Origin of the sequence: Ruegeria sp. HKCCA5491 (assembly GCF_013034565.1) — a bacterium.
Classification (GTDB): domain Bacteria; phylum Pseudomonadota; class Alphaproteobacteria; order Rhodobacterales; family Rhodobacteraceae; genus Ruegeria.
In genome coordinates, this window is the sequence record NZ_WQGG01000002.1 from 172,770 (window position 1) to 191,239 (window position 18,470).

General features: G+C 57.7%; 17 protein-coding genes. 12 read left to right on the forward strand and 5 right to left on the reverse strand.

Features of this window, described 5'->3' with window-relative positions; translation table 11 throughout:
- Positions 1-72 precede the first annotated feature (72 nt).
- The 6 genes from GOV88_RS04590 to GOV88_RS04615 all read left to right on the forward strand — a co-directional run bounded on the left by GOV88_RS04590 (position 73) and on the right by GOV88_RS04615 (position 5,850).
- Positions 73-672 (forward strand): LysE/ArgO family amino acid transporter, encoded by a 600-nt coding sequence (locus GOV88_RS04590; RefSeq protein ID WP_171239671.1) that lies wholly within the window; start codon positions 73-75, stop codon positions 670-672.
- A gap of 40 nt (positions 673-712) precedes the next feature.
- Positions 713-1,621 (forward strand): DMT family transporter, encoded by a 909-nt coding sequence (locus GOV88_RS04595; protein WP_171239672.1) that lies wholly within the window; start codon positions 713-715, stop codon positions 1,619-1,621.
- A gap of 89 nt (positions 1,622-1,710) precedes the next feature.
- Positions 1,711-2,283 (forward strand): transcriptional regulator BetI, encoded by a 573-nt coding sequence (gene betI / locus GOV88_RS04600; RefSeq protein ID WP_171120494.1) that lies wholly within the window; start codon positions 1,711-1,713, stop codon positions 2,281-2,283.
- Complete coding sequence (gene betC, locus GOV88_RS04605) at positions 2,280-3,788, forward strand: choline-sulfatase (RefSeq protein WP_171239673.1); 1,509 nt, start codon at positions 2,280-2,282, stop codon at positions 3,786-3,788. Before betI ends, betC begins: the two co-directional genes overlap by 4 nt.
- A gap of 86 nt (positions 3,789-3,874) precedes the next feature.
- Complete coding sequence (betA, locus tag GOV88_RS04610; protein ID WP_171239674.1) at positions 3,875-5,533, forward strand: choline dehydrogenase; 1,659 nt, start codon at positions 3,875-3,877, stop codon at positions 5,531-5,533.
- 77 nt (positions 5,534-5,610) lie between these two features.
- Entirely contained in the window at positions 5,611-5,850 is a 240-nt protein-coding gene (locus GOV88_RS04615) for a YdcH family protein (protein ID WP_171120501.1), read from the forward strand.
- Between the two features lie 75 nt (positions 5,851-5,925).
- Here GOV88_RS04615 and GOV88_RS04620 read toward each other — a convergent pair whose 3' ends face one another.
- Together GOV88_RS04620 and GOV88_RS04625 are read right to left on the reverse strand one after the other, a co-directional pair.
- Positions 5,926-7,326 carry a short-chain fatty acyl-CoA regulator family protein gene (locus tag GOV88_RS04620; protein ID WP_171239675.1) on the reverse strand — a complete coding sequence of 467 codons (1,401 nt, stop codon included), beginning with the start codon at positions 7,324-7,326 and terminating at the stop codon, positions 5,926-5,928.
- Positions 7,327-7,391: 65 nt separating this feature from the next.
- The gene (locus tag GOV88_RS04625; protein ID WP_171122412.1) at positions 7,392-8,597 is read right to left on the reverse strand and encodes a multidrug effflux MFS transporter; all 1,206 of its coding nucleotides are present in this window, start codon (positions 8,595-8,597) and stop codon (positions 7,392-7,394) included.
- A gap of 183 nt (positions 8,598-8,780) precedes the next feature.
- On the opposite strand from GOV88_RS04625, the gene GOV88_RS04630 reads away from it, so the two are divergent.
- The 3 genes from GOV88_RS04630 (at position 8,781) to GOV88_RS04640 (ending at position 11,378) form a co-directional block, all read left to right on the forward strand.
- Positions 8,781-10,313, forward strand: coding sequence for an acyl-CoA carboxylase subunit beta (locus tag GOV88_RS04630; RefSeq protein WP_171120510.1), 1,533 nt, complete (start codon positions 8,781-8,783; stop codon positions 10,311-10,313).
- A gap of 101 nt (positions 10,314-10,414) precedes the next feature.
- Positions 10,415-10,900, forward strand: a complete 486-nt coding sequence (locus GOV88_RS04635; RefSeq protein ID WP_254449164.1) for a DUF6497 family protein — start codon at positions 10,415-10,417, stop codon at positions 10,898-10,900.
- 124 nt (positions 10,901-11,024) lie between these two features.
- Positions 11,025-11,378, forward strand: a complete 354-nt coding sequence (locus GOV88_RS04640) for a hypothetical protein (RefSeq protein ID WP_171239676.1) — start codon at positions 11,025-11,027, stop codon at positions 11,376-11,378.
- An 86-nt stretch (positions 11,379-11,464) separates the two neighbouring features.
- On the opposite strand, the gene GOV88_RS20435 is transcribed toward GOV88_RS04640, so the two are convergent.
- Together GOV88_RS20435 and GOV88_RS04645 are read right to left on the reverse strand one after the other, a co-directional pair.
- Positions 11,465-11,683 carry a hypothetical protein gene (locus GOV88_RS20435; RefSeq protein ID WP_254449165.1) on the reverse strand — a complete coding sequence of 73 codons (219 nt, stop codon included), beginning with the start codon at positions 11,681-11,683 and terminating at the stop codon, positions 11,465-11,467.
- 3 nt (positions 11,684-11,686) lie between these two features.
- Positions 11,687-12,616, reverse strand: coding sequence for a DcaP family trimeric outer membrane transporter (locus GOV88_RS04645; protein ID WP_254449166.1), 930 nt, complete (start codon positions 12,614-12,616; stop codon positions 11,687-11,689).
- A gap of 650 nt (positions 12,617-13,266) precedes the next feature.
- Between GOV88_RS04645 and GOV88_RS04650 the strand changes: the two genes are divergently transcribed.
- A complete protein-coding gene (locus GOV88_RS04650; RefSeq protein ID WP_171120517.1) occupies positions 13,267-13,470 on the forward strand; it encodes a hypothetical protein in 204 nt (67 codons plus the stop codon).
- Between the two features lie 114 nt (positions 13,471-13,584).
- The gene (locus GOV88_RS04655; protein ID WP_171239677.1) at positions 13,585-15,630 is read left to right on the forward strand and encodes an acetyl/propionyl/methylcrotonyl-CoA carboxylase subunit alpha; all 2,046 of its coding nucleotides are present in this window, start codon (positions 13,585-13,587) and stop codon (positions 15,628-15,630) included.
- Positions 15,631-15,706: 76 nt separating this feature from the next.
- Here the strand turns inward: GOV88_RS04655 and GOV88_RS04660 are convergent, their stop codons facing one another.
- On the reverse strand, positions 15,707-16,153 hold the full coding sequence (locus GOV88_RS04660; protein ID WP_171120521.1) for a DUF4174 domain-containing protein: 447 nt from the start codon (positions 16,151-16,153) through the stop codon (positions 15,707-15,709).
- A gap of 169 nt (positions 16,154-16,322) precedes the next feature.
- On the opposite strand from GOV88_RS04660, the gene scpA reads away from it, so the two are divergent.
- Positions 16,323-18,449 (forward strand): methylmalonyl-CoA mutase, encoded by a 2,127-nt coding sequence (gene scpA / locus GOV88_RS04665; RefSeq protein WP_171120524.1) that lies wholly within the window; start codon positions 16,323-16,325, stop codon positions 18,447-18,449.
- Positions 18,450-18,470 lie beyond the last annotated feature (21 nt).

The following is an 18,470-nucleotide window of genomic DNA, read 5'->3' on the forward strand; positions in this document are numbered from 1 at the left end:
ACCAGCATCAACATCTTTAATTTGATAGATCGCGAGGATGGGCATAGTCAACGTCCAAACACAGGAGGTTACATGTCCACATCTCTGATTGCAGGCTTTGTGCTTGGCTTTAGTCTGATCCTTGCCATTGGTGCGCAGAACGCATTCGTCCTGCGTCAGGGGCTGCGGCGCGAACATGTGTTTTCCTTGTGTCTGACATGTGCCGTTTCAGACGCAATTCTGATCGCAGCGGGCGTCGCGGGTTTCGGCACACTGGCGCAGATTTTTCCCTGGTTTGAAACGGCCATGCGCTATGGCGGTGCGATATTCCTGACGTGGTACGGGTTGCGCAGCCTCAGCTCGGCCTGGCGCGGCGGGGCCGTTATGGAGATCGGGCAGGGGCAGACGGCCAGCCTGAAATCCGTTTTGCTGACAGTGCTCGCGTTTACGTGGCTCAACCCCCATGTCTATCTGGATACGGTTGTGTTGATCGGCTCGATTTCCGCCCAATACGAAGATCAATTGGCCTTTGCGTTGGGAGCTATGTCCGCCAGTTTCGTTTTCTTCTTTTCCCTCGGATACGGGGCGAGTCTTTTGTCGCCTGTCTTTGCTCGACCCAGAGCATGGCAAGTGCTGGACGTGGTAATCGGGGTCGTGATGCTGACGCTTGCGGCAAAGCTTGTTGCGATGTGAAGGGTTGTTCCCGGCGGCAATTCGGTATTGAATCGTTAACATGACAACTCAAGCCGCTTTGTATCGCCCTGTCGCGGGCATGTTCTGGATGTTTTCCGCCGGTTTGGCGTTTGTCGTTATGACAGCGCTGGTCAAATCGCTGGGGTCGTCCATGAACCCTATTCAAGCGGCCTTTTTGCGGTTTGCCTTTGGGTTGGTCTTTTTGCTGCCCGCGCTGCGCCTGATCGTTACCACACATCTGACACGCAAGCATGTTGCGATGTTCGGAATGCGTGGTCTGGTCCATGCAGTCGCGGTCATGCTGTGGTTTTTTTCCATGACGCAAATCCCGTTGGCCGAGGTCACGGCCATGAATTACATGACGCCAGTCTATGTGACTCTGGGTGCGGCGCTGTTTCTGGGCGAGAAGCTGGCCATTCGCCGGATTGCAGCGATCCTTGTTGCCATGATCGGGGTTGCCATCATTCTGCGCCCGGGTTTTCGTGAAATCTCGGCCGGTCATCTGGCGATGTTGGGGACGTCCCTGATGCTGGGGGCGTCATACTTGTTGGCCAAAACGCTGGTGCGGGACCTGCCGCCCTCGGTCGTTGTCGCGCATATGTCGATTTGGGTAACGGTTGCACTGGTTCCCTTTGCCGCTGCGGTCTGGATCCCGCCCAGCCTGTATGATCTGGGCGTTCTCTTTCTAGTCGCCAGTTTTGCGACTCTTGGCCATTATTTCATGACGCTTGCGCTTCAGGCGGCACCTGTGGCCGTCACTCAGCCGGTGACGTTCTTGCAACTGATCTGGGCCACACTTCTTGGCGCATTGGTGTTCCACGAGAGCGTCGACTTCTGGGTCGTTGCAGGGGGAACTTTGATTCTTGCAGCCGTAAGTTTCATTGCGTGGCGCGAAGCTGTTCTGAACCGCAGCAGCTTGACCACGCCCAGTATCGCGCCCAAACTTTAAGCGTGTAACGGCCGAAAAATCGTTATTGATTGACGAGTCAATAAAAACCGCATAGCGTTTCCTTACCAGTAGCAGGTGAGGGGGCCGTGATGCCGAAACTCGGAATGGAGCCAATTCGTCGTGATGCTATCGTCAAGGCGACGATTGCCGAGCTTGGGTCCAAGAAATCCCTTGATGTGACCGTAAGCCAAATTGCGAAACGTGCAGGGATGTCCAGCGCGCTGGCCCATCACTATTTCGGTGGGAAGGATCAGATATTCCTTGCTGCGATGCGCCAAATCCTATCCGACTTCGGGGCCGAAGCGCGCGAGGAGCTCAAGTCCGCAGCACCCGATGAACGTGCGCAAGCCATCATCCGATCCTGCTTTGCGCCGTCCTGTTTCACGCCTGACGTGATCGCCGCGTGGATGACATTCTATGTCCTTGCGCAGACAAACGAAGACGCGCTTCGTTTGTGGCAGATTTATCAGGCCCGCATCCGGTCAAATCTGATATTTGCGCTGCGGCCGCTGCTGTCTGATCCGGTTGAAGCGGCGGAAAACATGATCGCGCTGATTGACGGGCTTTATATCCGCGCCGCGCTTAGTGCCCCGGAAGAACCGCAACTGGCGGTTAATCACGCCATTCGGGTGCTCAACACCTTTCTCGAGGCTGAAAAATGACACAACCGAACATTCTGATCCTGATGGTGGATCAGTTGAACGGGACCCTCTTTCCAGACGGTCCCGCGGAATGGCTTCATGCTCCGAACCTGAAAAAGCTGGCTGATCGTTCGACCCGGTTTGCCAATGCCTATACGGCATCGCCACTATGCGCGCCGGGGCGCGCAAGCTTCATGTCCGGGCAGTTGCCCTCTCGGACTGGTGTTTATGATAACGCGGCTGAATTTCGCAGCGACATCCCGACTTATGCGCATCATCTGCGCCGGGCGGGGTACTACACCTGTCTGTCCGGCAAGATGCATTTTGTCGGCCCCGATCAGCTACACGGGTTCGAGGATCGCCTGACCACCGATATATACCCCGCCGATTTCGGCTGGACGCCGGATTATCGCAAACCGGGTGAGCGGATCGACTGGTGGTATCACAATATGGGCTCGGTGACGGGCGCGGGCGTGGCCGAAATCTCGAACCAGATGGAGTACGACGACGAGGTTGCCTACAACGCGAAAGCCAAACTGTATGATCTGGCGCGAGGCAAGGATGAGCGGCCTTGGTGCGTGACCGTCAGCTTTACCCATCCGCACGATCCCTATGTGGCCCGCCGAAAATACTGGGACCTGTACGAAGATTGCGAGCACCTGATGCCCGAGGTTCCGGACCTTGGTTATGACAATCAGGACGCACATTCGAAACGGATTTTCGACGCAAACGACTGGCGCAGCTTCGATATCACTGAGGATGATATCCGCAAGTCACGGCAGGCTTACTTCGCAAACATCTCCTATCTGGACGACAAGATCGGCGAGATTCTTGACGTGCTGGAAACCACGCGCCAAGAAGCGATCATCCTGTTCGTCTCGGACCATGGTGATATGCTGGGCGAACGGGGTTTGTGGTTCAAGATGACCTTCTTTGAAGGCTCGTCCCGTGTGCCGTTGATGATTTCAGCGCCTGACCTTGCAGTGGGCCGAATTGATACGCCTGTTTCAACCATCGACGTGACCCCAACACTGGGTGCGCTGGCTGGTGTGGATATGGCCGAGATCGCGCCGTGGACCGATGGTGAGAACCTTGTTCCGCTGGCGCAGGGATCTGAGCGCAAGGCCCCAGTTGCAATGGAATACGCAGCGGAGGCGTCCTATGCCCCGCTGGTTTCGCTGCGCTATGGCAAGTGGAAATACAACCGCTGTGCATTGGACCCCGATCAGCTTTTCGACCTTGAGGCCGACCCACACGAGTTGGAAAACCTTGCGGGCAAGCCCGAACACGCCGGCACCCTGCAAACCTTGCGCGCCAAGTCCGAGGCTCGCTGGGATCTGGACCGCTTTGACGCAGATGTTCGTGCGAGCCAGGCCCGCCGTTGGATCGTCTACGAGGCGTTGCGTCAGGGCGGCTATTACCCGTGGGATTATCAGCCGCTGCAGAAGGCGTCCGAACGTTACATGCGCAATCACATGGACCTGAATATCGTCGAGGAAAGCCAACGCTTTCCCCGAGGAGAATAACTGACTGAATTAGAAATACCCCCTTCAGTCTTGCTGAGAGTATTCGACAGAGATCTTGGCGCTGAAGCGGCAATGGAGACCCGAAAATGGAAGCAGATTTCGTCATCGTTGGCGCAGGCTCCGCTGGCTGCGCGATGGCATATCGACTGAGCGAGGCCGGGGCCTCGGTTCTGGTGATCGAACATGGCGGCACCGATGCCGGACCGTTCATCCAGATGCCTGCCGCTCTCAGCTATCCGATGAACATGGCGCGGTACGACTGGGGCTACCAGTCCGAGCCCGAGCCGCATCTGAACAACCGCCGGCTGGCCTGTCCGCGCGGGAAGGTGATTGGCGGATCGTCCTCAATCAACGGCATGGTCTATGTACGTGGCCATGCGCGGGATTTTGACACCTGGGCTGAGATGGGCGCGGATGGCTGGTCCTACGCGGATGTGCTGCCCTACTACAAGCGCATGGAAACGTGGCACGACGGAGGTCATGGTGGCGATACCGCGTGGCGCGGCACCGATGGTCCGTTGCACGTGTCACGCGGCCCGCGCGAGAACCCACTGTTCAATGCGTTCGTCGATGCGGGTCAGCAAGCCGGGTACGAGGTCACGGGCGACTATAACGGCGAAAAGCAGGAAGGCTTTGGCCCGATGGAGCAGACCGTCTGGAAGGGGCGGCGCTGGTCGGCGGCAAATGCTTATCTGAAGCCCGCCCTCAAGCGCGAGAATTGCGATATTGTCCGCGGTCTTGCCTCACGGGTCGTGATTGAGAATGGTCGCGCCACGGGCGTCGAACTGATCCGAGGCGGCAAGAAAGAGATCATCCGTGCGCGGCGCGAGGTAGTTCTGGCGGCGTCGTCGATCAACTCACCCAAGCTGTTGATGCTGTCGGGAATTGGCCCTGCGGCACAATTGGCTGAACATGGAATCGAGGTTGTCGCTGATCGCCCCGGTGTGGGGGCAAACCTGCAAGACCATTTGGAACTGTATATCCAGCAAGCGTCGTTGCAGCCGATCACGTTGTATAAGCATTGGAACCTGATCAGCAAGGGTTTGATCGGGGCGCAGTGGTTGTTCACCAAAACCGGGCTTGGGGCGTCGAACCAGTTCGAAAGTGCGGCCTTTATTCGGTCAAAGCCAGGGGTCGAGTACCCCGATATCCAATACCACTTCCTGCCAATCGCGGTGCGCTATGACGGGCAGGCGGCGGCCGAAGGGCACGGGTATCAGGCACATGTGGGGCCGATGCGGTCTCCGTCGCGCGGGTCTGTAACCTTGCGTTCAGCGCGGGCCGAGGATGCACCTGTGATCCGCTTTAACTACATGAGCCACGAACAGGACTGGGAGGATTTCCGGACCTGTATACGACTGACGCGTGAAATATTCGGGCAGGAGGCTTTCAAGCCATTTGCCGGGAAGGAAATTCAGCCGGGTGAAGGCGTTCAAAGCGATGAAGAGCTAAACGGCTTTATCGCCGAGCATGCCGAGAGCGCGTATCATCCCTGCGGCACCTGCCGAATGGGGCGGGCGGACGACAGGAATGCTGTTGTAGATCCGCAGGGCCGAGTGATTGGGGTGGACGGGTTGCGTGTGGCTGACAGTTCACTCTTTCCGCAGATCACCAACGGCAACTTGAATGCCCCGTCGATTATGGTGGGTGAGAAAGTCTCGGATCATCTTCTGGGCCGAGATCCCTTGCCAAAGGCCAATGACCGGCCCTGGATTCATCCGCAATGGGCTACTGCACAACGGTAATTTGATCCGCGTCAAAGCGGGGTATGGGAATCATCTATAGTCTGAATCGCAACGACATATTCAAGGAGCGAACAGGAATGTCCCACACCCCGCATGAACTGGCCGAAGAGTTTCCGGACAAAGTTGACCTGATGAGCCAGCTCAAGCAGTCGGACGCGCATTTCGCGCGGCTGGCAGATGAGTATCACGAGATTAATCGCAGCGTTCACCGCGCGGAAACCAATGTTGAACCGATGGAAGAACTGGCCGAAGGCGAGCTGCGCAAGAAACGCGCAGCCCTGAAGGATGAGATCTGGTCGATCTTGTCGAAAGCCTGATCCAAAAGGGCGGGGGCTCTGCCCCCGTCGCGGCAGGCCGCGACTCCCCCGGGATATTTTCTTGCCGGGTGAAGATCAGGTGACTTCGTAGGGCAGCGTGCCACGTGAATGCGCGTCGATTGACAGACGGCGCTCCAGCGGTGGAACAGAGCGTTGATGGCAATTTTGACGTTCGCAGATGCGGCAGGATATGCCGATGGGTTCGTATGCGCTGGCGTTGTTGATATCCAGATTGTCTGCGTAAACCAGTGCCTCGGCATGGCGCACTTCACATCCAAGCGCTATGGCATAGCGGCGCACTGGCGCGCCAAACGATCCCCCCGATTTGGACACGTCCCGCGCAAGGGAGATATACTGGACGCCGTCTGGCGTTTCGGCAAGTTGTCTTAGGAAGTGGCCGGGCGTTTCAAAGGCACGGTGCACGTTCCACAGCGGACATGCGCCTCCGAACCGGGCAAATTGCAGTCGGGTGGCTGAGTGGCGTTTGGTAATCGTTCCGGCCTGATCCACACGTACGAAAAAGAACGGAATCCCCTTGGCTCCGGGGCGTTGTAGGGTGGAAAGTCGGTGGGCCACCTGTTCAATCGACGCGCCAAAACTGTTGCTGAGCAATTCCAGATCGTGCCTGTATTCCTGTGCCGCCGCTAGAAATTTGCTGTATGGCATCAGGGAGGCGCCCGCGAAGTAGTTGGCAAGACCGATTTTCGCGATTGCGCGGGCCTCGTCACTTTGAAATTTTGCAAAATCCAGTGTCGCTTCGAGCAGCTTGTCCTGGTCGATCAGGGCGACCTGCAGCAACAGTTGGAACACCTGTGTCTGGGGCGCAATGCGTGACGACAGGAAAAGCGTTTTACTGTCTGCGTCGTATTTCCGCGTTTCTGCGATATCCGGAAACTGAACTCTGATACCGCGCTCGCTCAGGCTTTCTATGGCTGCCGTGCGAATATTGCCGGCGTCTGGAGCCCGGCTGGAAAACCTCTCGGCGGCGCGGTCGACGGCGTCGATGTAGTTGTCGCAATAATGAAAGAAGTCACGAACTTCTTCCCAGGGACTTGCTTGTATCTGGGCGTCCTCACGCCCCAGCGCTTCGTCAAGCGACGCCAGTCTTTCGTGGGTCTGCCGGTACGTGCGGTGTAGCGCAATAAACGCACGAGCAAGTGCGGGCGCATTTGATGCCGTCAGGCGCAGGTCTGCCAGCGGAGGGGTCGCGTCATCGAACACAGGGTCTGCCAAAGCCTCCCGCATGTCCGAGACAAGCCGTTCGCTGTCACCTGTGCTGAGTTCGGTCACGTCCATTCCAAACTCTTGCGCCAGAGCCAGAACAACCGTCGTCGATATCGGGCGGTTGTTGTTCTCCATTTGGTTTAGGTATGGCAGCGAAACACCCAGTTTGGTTGCGAATTCCTTTTGAGTCAGCGCCAGACGTGTGCGCATTTCGCGCAGTTTCGCACCAGCATATAGCTTTTGGGTCGCCATGGTCTGCCTTTGCAACTTTTCTGTCGCGCTAGGCTAACTTTGCAAACTATTGGGTGCAAGCCGTCTTATAGGCCCAATTGCCGCTCGCGTCGGATCACCGTTGCGATTGCGCAAACCGCGAGTGCAGCGGTGGCGAGCATTAGCCACAACAAGGGCATCGCGCCGGTCTCATGCGTCAACAAGGTGCCAGCCAGTGCGCTAAGGCCAGCGCCGCCGCCGAGCATGATGGCACCGCTGAGGCCAGAGGCTGTGGCGGCCAAATGGGGGCGAACGGACAGGGCGCCCGAGGTGGCGTTCGGTATCGTCATGCCATTGCCAACACCGACGAAGGTCATGAAGCCAAAAAAGCTGAGTGCAGTACCGAAACCGGCAAGGAACAGTATAGCGGACAGTAAGACTCCCGCGGCGTTCAATGCGCTCCCCCAAAGAACCATGCGGTTTACGCCAAATCGAACCGAATACCGCCCGCTGATAAAGTTCCCGAAGAAATACCCGATTGCGGGTGCGCCAAAGTAAATTCCAACCTCGGATGCGGTCAGGCCAAAAAGCTCGGTGCCGATAAAGGGCGCGCCGCCGAGATAGGCAAAAAAGGCACCTGATGACAGGGCCGATGACAGCGAATATCCCCAGAACCGTGGCGACGTCAGCAGCTCGGGGTATTCCTTGAATTGCTGTCCCAACGTTTTGCCGCTTTTGGCGCTGGTTTCGCCAAAGTCGAGATATACAAGCAGCAGAGTCAACGCGCCAAGGACGAATGGCAGCCAAAAGTTTGCCTTCCAGCCGAAGCTTTCTTCCAGAAGGCCACCGACTGCAGGACCGATCATGGGAACGACGGCCATCCCCATAGTGACATATCCGATCATCGAGGCGGCTTGATCCTGATCATAAAGGTCGCGCACGGCTGCACGGCTAAGCACCATTCCGACGACAATGACCGCCTGACACATGCGGAAGGCCAAGAAAACTTCGACATTGGGTGCGTAGATGCTGCCGAGTGTGGCAAGCAAGAACAAAGATAATCCCCAAAGCAGGACTGGCCTGCGACCGGCCTTGTCCGCGATCGGTCCAATCAGAATTTGCAGAACGGCGTTGACCAGCAAGTACAGGGCGATTGACAACTGCATGACCTTGTAGTCCGCGTTGAAATACAGCGCCATATTCGGAAGGCTGGGCAGGAACAGGTTCAGGCTTAGCGCAGACAGCCCCGACAAAAGGACGAGCGTTGTAATCGTGGGCGGCGAACGTCGCGTCGAGGGTGAACTGAACTGCATGGTTCACATGTATAGTGAGCGGCGTCGCAATTACCATCCGTCTTGCCGAACTCGATACAATATTAGCAAATTTACAATTTTCCGAAAGGATATTTCCAAAGATTTGCAAATTTGCCGAATGGTGCTTTGGTCCTTGGTGCGATGCGTATAGTGTCCCGACAAATTTTAGAGGGGATCATCGTCATGAAAGACATCCTGACCGAACTAGAAAGCCGCCGCAACGATGCCCGTCTAGGGGGCGGACAAAAACGTATCGACGCACAGCACGCAAGAGGCAAACTTACCGCGCGTGAGCGGATTGAGTTGCTGATGGACGAAGGCAGCTTTGAAGAATTCGACATGTTTGTCAGCCACCGTTGCACTGATTTCGGGATGGAGAACCAAAAGCCCGCTGGCGATGGTGTCGTGACCGGATGGGGCACGATTAATGGCCGCATGGTTTATGTGTTCAGTCAGGACTTTACCGTTTTTGGCGGATCCCTTTCGGAAACCCACGCGCAGAAAATCTGCAAGATCATGGACATGGCGATCCAGAACGGAGCACCTGTGATTGGTATCAATGACTCGGGTGGTGCGCGGATTCAGGAAGGCGTTGCGTCGCTGGCCGGTTATGCAGAAGTTTTCCAGCGCAACATCATGGCCTCGGGCGTGGTGCCGCAGATCAGCGTGATCATGGGGCCATGTGCAGGTGGTGCGGTCTACAGCCCGGCGATGACCGACTTTATCTTCATGGTCAAAGACACCTCCTACATGTTCGTGACAGGCCCCGACGTTGTGAAAACTGTCACCAACGAGGTCGTCACTGCCGAGGAATTGGGCGGTGCTTCGACCCACACCAAGAAATCCTCGGTCGCGGACGGAGCGTTCGAGAACGATGTTGAAGCGCTGGCCGAAGTTCGCCGCTTGGTTGACTTCCTGCCGCTGAACAACCGTGAAAAACCACCGGTCCGCCCCTTCTTTGACGAACCTGACCGGATTGAGGCTTCTCTGGACACGTTGATCCCAGATAATCCGAATACCCCCTATGACATGAAAGAACTCATCACCAAAGTGGCGGATGAGGGGGATTTCTACGAAATTCAGGAAGACTACGCCAAGAACATCATCACCGGCTTTATCCGCTTGGAAGGCCAGACCGTTGGTGTTGTCGCAAACCAGCCAATGGTTTTGGCAGGCTGTCTGGACATCGACAGTTCCCGCAAGGCGGCTCGGTTCGTGCGTTTCTGCGATTGCTTCGAAATACCGATCCTGACGCTGGTTGATGTGCCGGGCTTCCTGCCGGGGACCAGTCAGGAATATGGCGGCGTCATCAAACACGGTGCAAAGCTGCTGTTTGCTTATGGTGAGGCGACCGTTCCGAAGGTTACCGTGATCACCCGCAAAGCCTATGGCGGGGCCTATGACGTTATGGCGTCCAAGCACCTGCGCGGGGACTTTAACTATGCGTGGCCGACTGCTGAGATCGCTGTGATGGGTGCCAAGGGCGCGACCGAGATCATTCACCGTGCCGATCTGGGGGATGCTGAGAAAATTGCACAGCATACGCAGGACTATGAAGACCGTTTTGCCAATCCCTTTGTCGCTGCTGAGCGTGGCTTCATTGACGAGGTGATCATGCCGCAGTCAACGCGCCGCCGCGTGTCCCGTGCCTTTGCCAGCCTGCGGAACAAGCAGCTCAAGAATCCGTGGAAAAAGCACGACAATATCCCGCTGTAAGGTATTGGTGCAGAACAGGTTGCTTGGTTCGAGGGCCGAACTTGAACCGGGCAACTAGGCTTAATGAAAGTCAAGTTTGACTTTGAGGTCAAAGCTGTTAAATGAGTGTGGTTATCAGAAATAGGAAAGCGCGGGCCAAAAGCCATGCGCGCACGATCCCGGAGAGAGGAGCTTGCCATTGGCAGGTCTGGGGTCGTGCCTTTATTCTGACCCTTCTTGCGCAGCCCGCTACGACTTTTGCCGAGACTTCGGCGCTGTTGCCGGTCCCGTCAGGTCAGCCCGTACACCTGCGCGATGTTCTTCTGGACAACAACCCCGGAGAGCTGTGGGTGCGGTTTCGGTTTATCGCGCCAAAGATCGGGTCTGATGTCGGGCGAATTGGCTATGACGTCGCTTCGGTTGATATGGAGCATCTATGTCAGACACTGGCTGTTGCCTACGTCGCGCAGTACGAGCTTGAGCCGGCTCGCGTCGTTATCTCCCTATCTGATCGTCCTACGGAATTTGGCCGCTCTGCTCCTGATGCCACGCAGTTTTTTGAGGCCTACCGGCTGGAACAGTCCCGGTGTATCTGGGAGGGGCTTTGACCATGATGACCGTGTGTAAACCAGTCAAAGCATTTCTGACCAGTAAAGACGCAATGGGGGTGTTTGAAATGGCTTCGTCCTGCAACGGATGTGCGTTTTGTTCTTATTTTCGCGAGGTGACAGCATGTTGAAACATCGCGGTTTCCCAGGCCGTCTGGCCGGAACGGATTTTCAGTTCACCATCCGTCGGGCCAATCCAAAGGGGGTGACCCCAATAACCTCCCGTAAACGGTTTCGTGACCGCAAACCGGCGGACAGGCGCGCAGATACAGCTTTCATGCAGGCGCTGTGGGAGCATTTCGGGGATCAACCATTTGAGCGTGGAAATCTGGATGCAGGGCGGCTGAGCTGGCTGTTCCAGCGCGAGGTGATCCCGGCCGAAGATCCGTTTGACCCCGCCAGCTATGATGCGCTTTTGGTGATTGACGTCAACGCTGCGCGGCAGTCATTTCCCGATATTTTCGATGGGGTGCGCTGAACGTGCCTTTGGCCGCCACATATCAGCGGACGTCAGGTCCTGACTGGTTGACCCCGCCTCGTGTGGGGCAGGGTCAGGTTCGTGCGTCAGAAGTTAAGCTGCGCGGCCACCTGAACACGGTTGGCGTCGAACGTCCGTCCGGTGGGGGCGTCGTTGCGTTCGCCAAAGATGTATTCGGCGCTCAGCGTCAGGTTGTCGGTCGCCTGATAGAAGGCGTTGACGTGGATCGTCTCAAGCTCGGTAAAGGCCAGCGTACCGGTCGAGGTCGCCAAGTCATAGTCTTCATAGCCGTAGGCGATACCCACATTCTATTTGGGGTTCAGCTGCTGACGCAGTTCGACGGTGAATCCGTCGACGTCGTTCGCCTCGCCTCCGACGACCGCATCGCCAAGGCCGATCAGCCACGGGCCAAGCGCCTCACCGGTGACGTAATTGACCTGGAACAGGCCGCCTTCCCACAGGCGCGCCGAACCCGACAGGGTCAGACCGGTCTGATCGACTTCGACACCGCCGCCCTCGGCCTTACCGTAAAGCAGGGCACCGCGCGCGATGAACCTGCCATCATTATACTCGGCCGAGGCCGTCAGTACCGGATCATCCGAATTCGACCCGCCGACATTTTCCTCGATGGACAGTGCGAATTCAGCGTTGCTGGAGAACGAATTGGTATAACGCACCTGTGGAACACGGGCGAAGGCAATACCAACCGGGCCGTTGAATTCGACCGAGGTCGGGTAGGTGTCCAGTGGCTGGAAGTTGGTCCAGAACTGACCGATCAACCATTGTTCGCCAATGCGGATGTTGGCGTGACGCAGGCGCAATTCGGCGGCACCTCCACCTGCGAACAGGTCAAGTTCCAGTTGCCCGCCGATATCGCCAATCGCGCTGGGCGTACTTGTCAGAAGCCCGAGTCGGGATTGCCGAACGGTTGCACCGAACGTCCCGCTGGTCGCGGCAGAGGGCTCACCCACGACGTTCACGAAGGCCGTGTCGCCCTGATCAAAGTCAAAGTCGTAGAAGAAATCAGCATTGACATAGCCGTACAGGTCCAGGGTCGTGTTCCCAATCCGGAACTCGCCGGGGGTCGAGTTCGGATCCTGCGACTCCAGCGCCTCGACCCGGAGTCGCAGGTTCTCCAGTTCGGCCTGGGTTTCAGCATCTTGCGCCAAGGCCGGCACGCAAACCGCGCAGAGCGCGCTGGCAGCAAGCAGGAGAGCGTATTTACCCTTTGTTTTCATAGGGATAATTCCTTGTATGCGAGTGTGCAGGGCCAAGGTTTCACGCAAGCTTTGCGGAGGGAAATCACCAAGTCGGGAGGATTTGGGCCGGATTTCTCATGCGACTGTGTTATTTCGCTCGCCGGTTTTCACGGCGGGGTGAACGCAAATATCAATGCGTTGCAAAACATGGGTTTTGTTGTATTCGCACCCGCAGCACGCCGTGAGGTCGATTTGGCGCGAAGTGTCGAATTGATAGCTTTGTGTAACGGCTATGTGACGGCTAGCAGAGCGTCTGTGAACACATGTCTACAAATTCCCGTCGGCGCATATTTGCGCGAGGTTTCGATGTATGGGCAGGATTCAGCCGGAAAATCAAAAGGAAACGATGAGTGGTTGGCGGCCGAATTGGTGGCGTGCATGGTTGATAGGCCGTGCGGCTCTACTTTGCCTGCGCCGCACATGCACCTACTATTCCGTACCCCTTCCTTCCGCGGGCAGGCTTGTGAAATTCACAATTCCCTGCCCGCGTTTTTCTTTGCGCATGAATTGCGCAAAAAGCGGCATAATTCTGCGCAAACGCCAAATTTGATCCGCCTGATATTGAATAACAAGGCGCAAATCCGACATGTGCCCCCGAATGCATCAAATAACCTGAAGGGGCAGATAACATGCGAATTTCAAAAGTCGTCCTCGTATTGGCGACCTGTGCGGGCCTTACGGCCTGCGGTGAAAACACGGGCGAACAGGCGCTGCTTGGTGGCGGCGCGGGCGCGTTGGGCGCGGCCGTCCTCAGCGCCGACCCGTTTGTCGGGGCTGCGGTCGGTGCCGCAGGCAACGTGCTTTTCTGCAAAACACAAAGAAACTGCTACTAACGTAGTCTTCGGGGCGCGCGTCGCCTCGACCGTCATCGCGCATCTCGCCGTCGTGGGGATTAGACCCTGCGGCGGCGTTTTGCGTTCCCAGAACACCAAGACAAAGGACGTCCCATGTTCAACAAGATCCTGATCGCCAACCGGGGCGAGATCGCCTGCCGGGTCATCAAGACCGCGCGTAAAATGGGTATTGGCACTGTCGCCATCTACTCGGACGCGGACAAGAACGCATTGCATGTGTCGATGGCGGATGAAGCTGTCCATATCGGCCCGCCCCCCGCGAACCAGTCCTATATCGTGATCGACAAGGTTATTGACGCGATCCGTCAAAGCGGCGCACAGGCGGTTCATCCCGGCTACGGCTTCCTGTCGGAAAACGCCAAATTCGCCGAGGCGTTGGAGGCCGAGGGCGTGGCCTTTGTTGGCCCCCCGGTCGGTGCGATTGAAAGCATGGGTGACAAGATCACCTCGAAGAAGATCGCTCAGGATGCAGGCGTTTCGACAGTGCCCGGCTATATGGGGCTGATCGAAGACGCCGATGAGGCGGTGAAGATTTCCAACGACATCGGCTATCCGGTAATGATCAAGGCCAGCGCCGGTGGCGGTGGTAAAGGCATGCGGATCGCGTGGAACGACGACGAAGCGCGCGAAGGCTTCCAATCCTCCAAGAATGAGGCTGCAAATTCCTTTGGCGACGACCGGATTTTCATCGAGAAATTCGTGACCCAGCCGCGCCATATCGAGATTCAGGTTCTGTGTGACATCCACGGCAACGGCATTTACCTGGGCGAGCGCGAATGCTCGATCCAGCGCCGGAACCAGAAGGTTGTGGAAGAGGCCCCGTCGCCGTTCCTTGACCCCGAAACCCGCAAAGCGATGGGCGAACAGGCGGTCGCTTTGGCCAAGGCCGTGAACTATGCCAGCGCCGGGACAGTTGAATTCATCGTGGATGGGGAAAAGAACTTTTACTTTCTTGAGATGAACACCCGCCTGCAGGTGGAACACCCGGTGACCGAGCTGATTACCGGTGTCGATCTGGTGGAACAGATGATCCGTGTGGCGGCTGGTGAGAAACTGACCATTACCCAAGATGACGTGACCCTGACCGGCTGGGCGATTGAAAACCGCCTGTATGCCGAAGACCCGTATCGCGGGTTTTTGCCCTCGATTGGCCGTCTGACCCGGTATCGTCCGCCGATGGAAACGGCTGCTGGTCCCATGTTGGTGAACGGCAAGTGGCAAGGCGACGCGCCCGAAGGCGAGGCCGCGGTGCGTAACGATACCGGCGTTTATGAAGGCGGCGAGATCAGCATGTACTACGACCCGATGATCGCCAAGCTGTGTACCTGGGCCCCGACCCGCGATCAGGCGATCGAGGCGATGCGCGTGGCGCTGGACAGTTTTGAAGTCGAAGGCATCGGCCACAACCTGCCGTTCCTGTCTGCCGTGATGGATCACCCGAAATTCATTAGCGGCGACATGACCACCGCATTCATTGCCGAGGAATACCCCGAGGGGTTCGAAGGCGTGACCCTGCCCGAAGCGGACTTGCGTCGTATCGCAGCGTCTTGCGCGGCCATGTACCGTGTTGCTGAAATCCGCAGGACCCGAGTGTCGGGCCGTATGGATAACCACGAACGTAAGGTCGGCGCACATTGGAATGTCGCGCTGCAAGGGCACGAGTTTGACGTCAAGATCGAGGCCGACAAAGAGGGCGCGACTGTCGCCTTTACAGACGGAACGACGCTTCGCGTCGCTTCGGACTGGACGCCGGGTGATCAATTGGCCGTGCTGGATGTCGATGGTGATCCGCTGGTCATGAAGGTCGGAAAAATCTCGGGCGGGTTCCGCATCCGCAACCGGGGTGCGGACCTGAAAGTGCATGTGCGCCGCCCGCACCAGGCGGAATTGGCCAAGCTGATGCCTGAAAAGCTGCCGCCAGACACCTCGAAAATGCTGCTTTGCCCGATGCCCGGCCTGATCGTGAAGATCGACGTCGAAGTAGGTCAGGAAGTGCAGGAAGGTCAGGCCCTTTGCACCGTCGAGGCGATGAAGATGGAAAACATCCTGCGCGCCGAGAAGAAAGGCGTGGTCGCCAAGATCAACGCTGGTCCCGGCGACAGCCTTGCCGTGGACGATGTGATCATCGAGTTCGAGTGATCATGGTGGCGTTTTTGCCATATCCCTTTGTTGTCCCGGCGTTCTGTGCCGGGCGGCTTGGGTGTGGCGAAGACGCTCAACCGCCCTCGCGCCGTTCGCGAATTTCGCGTTCGCGTAAGGGGGTCTTGTCGATGGAGCGGCCAATCTCGCGCACGCTCCACGGGGACGGTTTGCGCAGTTTGACCACGCCGTCCTTGTCGACAAATACCATCTGGAACCCGCGCGGGCGCAACTGCGACCGGATCGGGGATCGGGCCGATGGGTCGGTGTCGGTCAATACCACGACGTCGCGGTCCCGCATGGCGGCTTCGCCCTCGACCAGCATGTCGATCTGCTGCTGGAAACGTGGATCCGCAGGGGTGTCGGCAAAGACGACGATGGGTCGGCTGACCCACAAAAACTCGCTGAGGTCGCTGTCACCAGCGGGGCGGACGAATTCGTCTTCGGCAGGTGCAGACCCGTCAGCGGCAAAGGCCGCCAGCGGGATTAGTGCCGAGAAAACAAGGGCAAGCGTTCGTGTCATTGGGCCTCCTGTCCCATCGAATATAGCCCCTGTGTCGATGAATGCGACCAGTGAAATGCACTGTGCGCTCAATTTATTGCGCGCAGCCCGAATGGACCGGGCAATCCGAAACATAACTGCGGGCAGGTTCCTCTCTGCGCGCGATCCTAAATAGGAAAAGGAATTCGCCATGACCGATACCAAAGACTGGCAGGCGCTGGCCGAGAAAGAGCTGCGCGGTCGTCCGCTGGAAGACCTTACCAAGGAGACGCTTGAAGGCATCGACGTCAAACCTCTTTATACAGCCGAGGACACCGCCGATCTGCCGCATATGGGCACGCTGCCGGGATTCGGCCCGTTTACCCGGGGCGTGAAGGCCACGATGTACGCAGGTCGTCCGTGGACGATCCGCCAGTATGCGGGCTTTTCGACGGCTGAGGAATCGAATGCCTTTTACCGCCGCAATCTGGCCGCCGGTCAGCAGGGTGTGTCCGTAGCCTTCGATCTGGCTACGCACCGCGGCTATGACAGCGACCACCCGCGTGTGGTTGGCGACGTGGGTAAGGCTGGTGTTGCCATCGACAGCGTTGAAGATATGAAGATCCTGTTTGACGGTATCCCGTTGGACAAGGTCTCGGTCTCGATGACCATGAACGGTGCGGTGATCCCTATTTTGGCGAATTTCATTGTCGCCGGTGAGGAGCAGGGCCATGACAAATCCGTCCTGTCCGGCACCATTCAGAATGACATTCTGAAAGAGTTCATGGTGCGGAATACGTATATTTACCCGCCCGAGCCGTCGATGAAGATCATTTCGGACATTATCGACTATACCTCGAACGAGATGCCCAAGTTCAACTCGATCTCGATCTCGGGCTATCACATGCAAGAGGCTGGCGCGAACTTGGTGCAGGAACTGGCCTATACGCTTGCCGACGGCCGCGAATATGTCCGCGCCGCGACGCAAGCCGGGATGGACGTCGACAAGTTTGCGGGCCGTTTGTCGTTCTTCTTTGCCATCGGCATGAACTTCTTCATGGAAATCGCCAAACTGCGCGCCGCACGCACCCTCTGGCACCGTGTGATGACCGATTTTGGCGCGAAGTCTGAACGCTCCAAGATGCTGCGCACCCATTGCCAGACCTCGGGTGTGTCGTTGCAGGAACAAGACCCCTATAACAACGTGATCCGGACAGCGTATGAGGCGATGAGCGCGGTTCTGGGCGGTACCCAGTCGTTGCACACCAACGCGCTGGATGAGGCGATTGCCCTGCCCACCGATTTCTCAGCCCGCATTGCCCGGAACACGCAGCTTGTGCTGCAGGAAGAAACCGGCGTGACCGATGTGGTCGATCCGCTGGCGGGGTCCTATTACATCGAAAGCCTGACTAATGAACTGGTCGAAAAAGCCTGGGCCCTGATGGAAGAGGTCGAAGAGATGGGCGGCATGACCAAGGCCGTCGCTTCAGGCATGCCCAAGCTGCGGATCGAAGAAAGCGCCGCGCGCCGTCAGGCCATGATCGACCGGGGCGAAGAGGTGATCGTCGGTGTCAACAAGTACCGCAAGGAACAGGAAGACCCGATCGACATTCTGGACGTCGACAACGTCGCTGTGCGCGAAGCGCAGGTCGCACGTTTGGAGCGTATCCGCGCCACGCGCGACGAGGCCGCGTGCCAACAGGCGTTGGGCGCCCTGACCAAGGCCGCCCAAGAGGGCGGAAACCTGCTGGCTGCTGCGGTCGAAGCCGCGCGCGCCCGCGCATCCGTAGGAGAGATCAGCATGGCAATGGAAAAGGAATTCGGTCGCCACCGCGCCGAAGTGAAAACGCTGGCCGGTGTGTACGGAGCGGCCTATGAGGGTGACGAAGGCTTTGCCGCGATCCAGAAGTCCATCGAGGAATTCGCCGAGGCTGAAGGCCGCCGTCCGCGTTTGCTGGTGGTCAAGATGGGGCAGGACGGTCACGACCGGGGTGCCAAAGTGATCGCGACCGCCTTTGCCGATATCGGGTTTGACGTGGATGTTGGTCCACTATTCCAGACACCCGCCGAGGCGGCGCAGGACGCGGTAGACAATGACGTGCATGTGGTCGGTATTTCCTCGCAGGCAGCGGGGCATAAGACCCTCGCGCCGCAACTGGTGGAAGAGCTGAAAAAGGCTGGAGCCGAGGATATCATCGTGATTTGTGGCGGCGTGATTCCGCAGCAGGATTATCAGTTCCTCTATGATCACGGCGTCAAGGCGATCTTTGGTCCGGGGACAAACATCCCCGAGGCAGCGCAGGACATTCTGGGCCTGATCGGCAAGACCAAGGGATAATGCGGGTTTCCCGCCGAAACC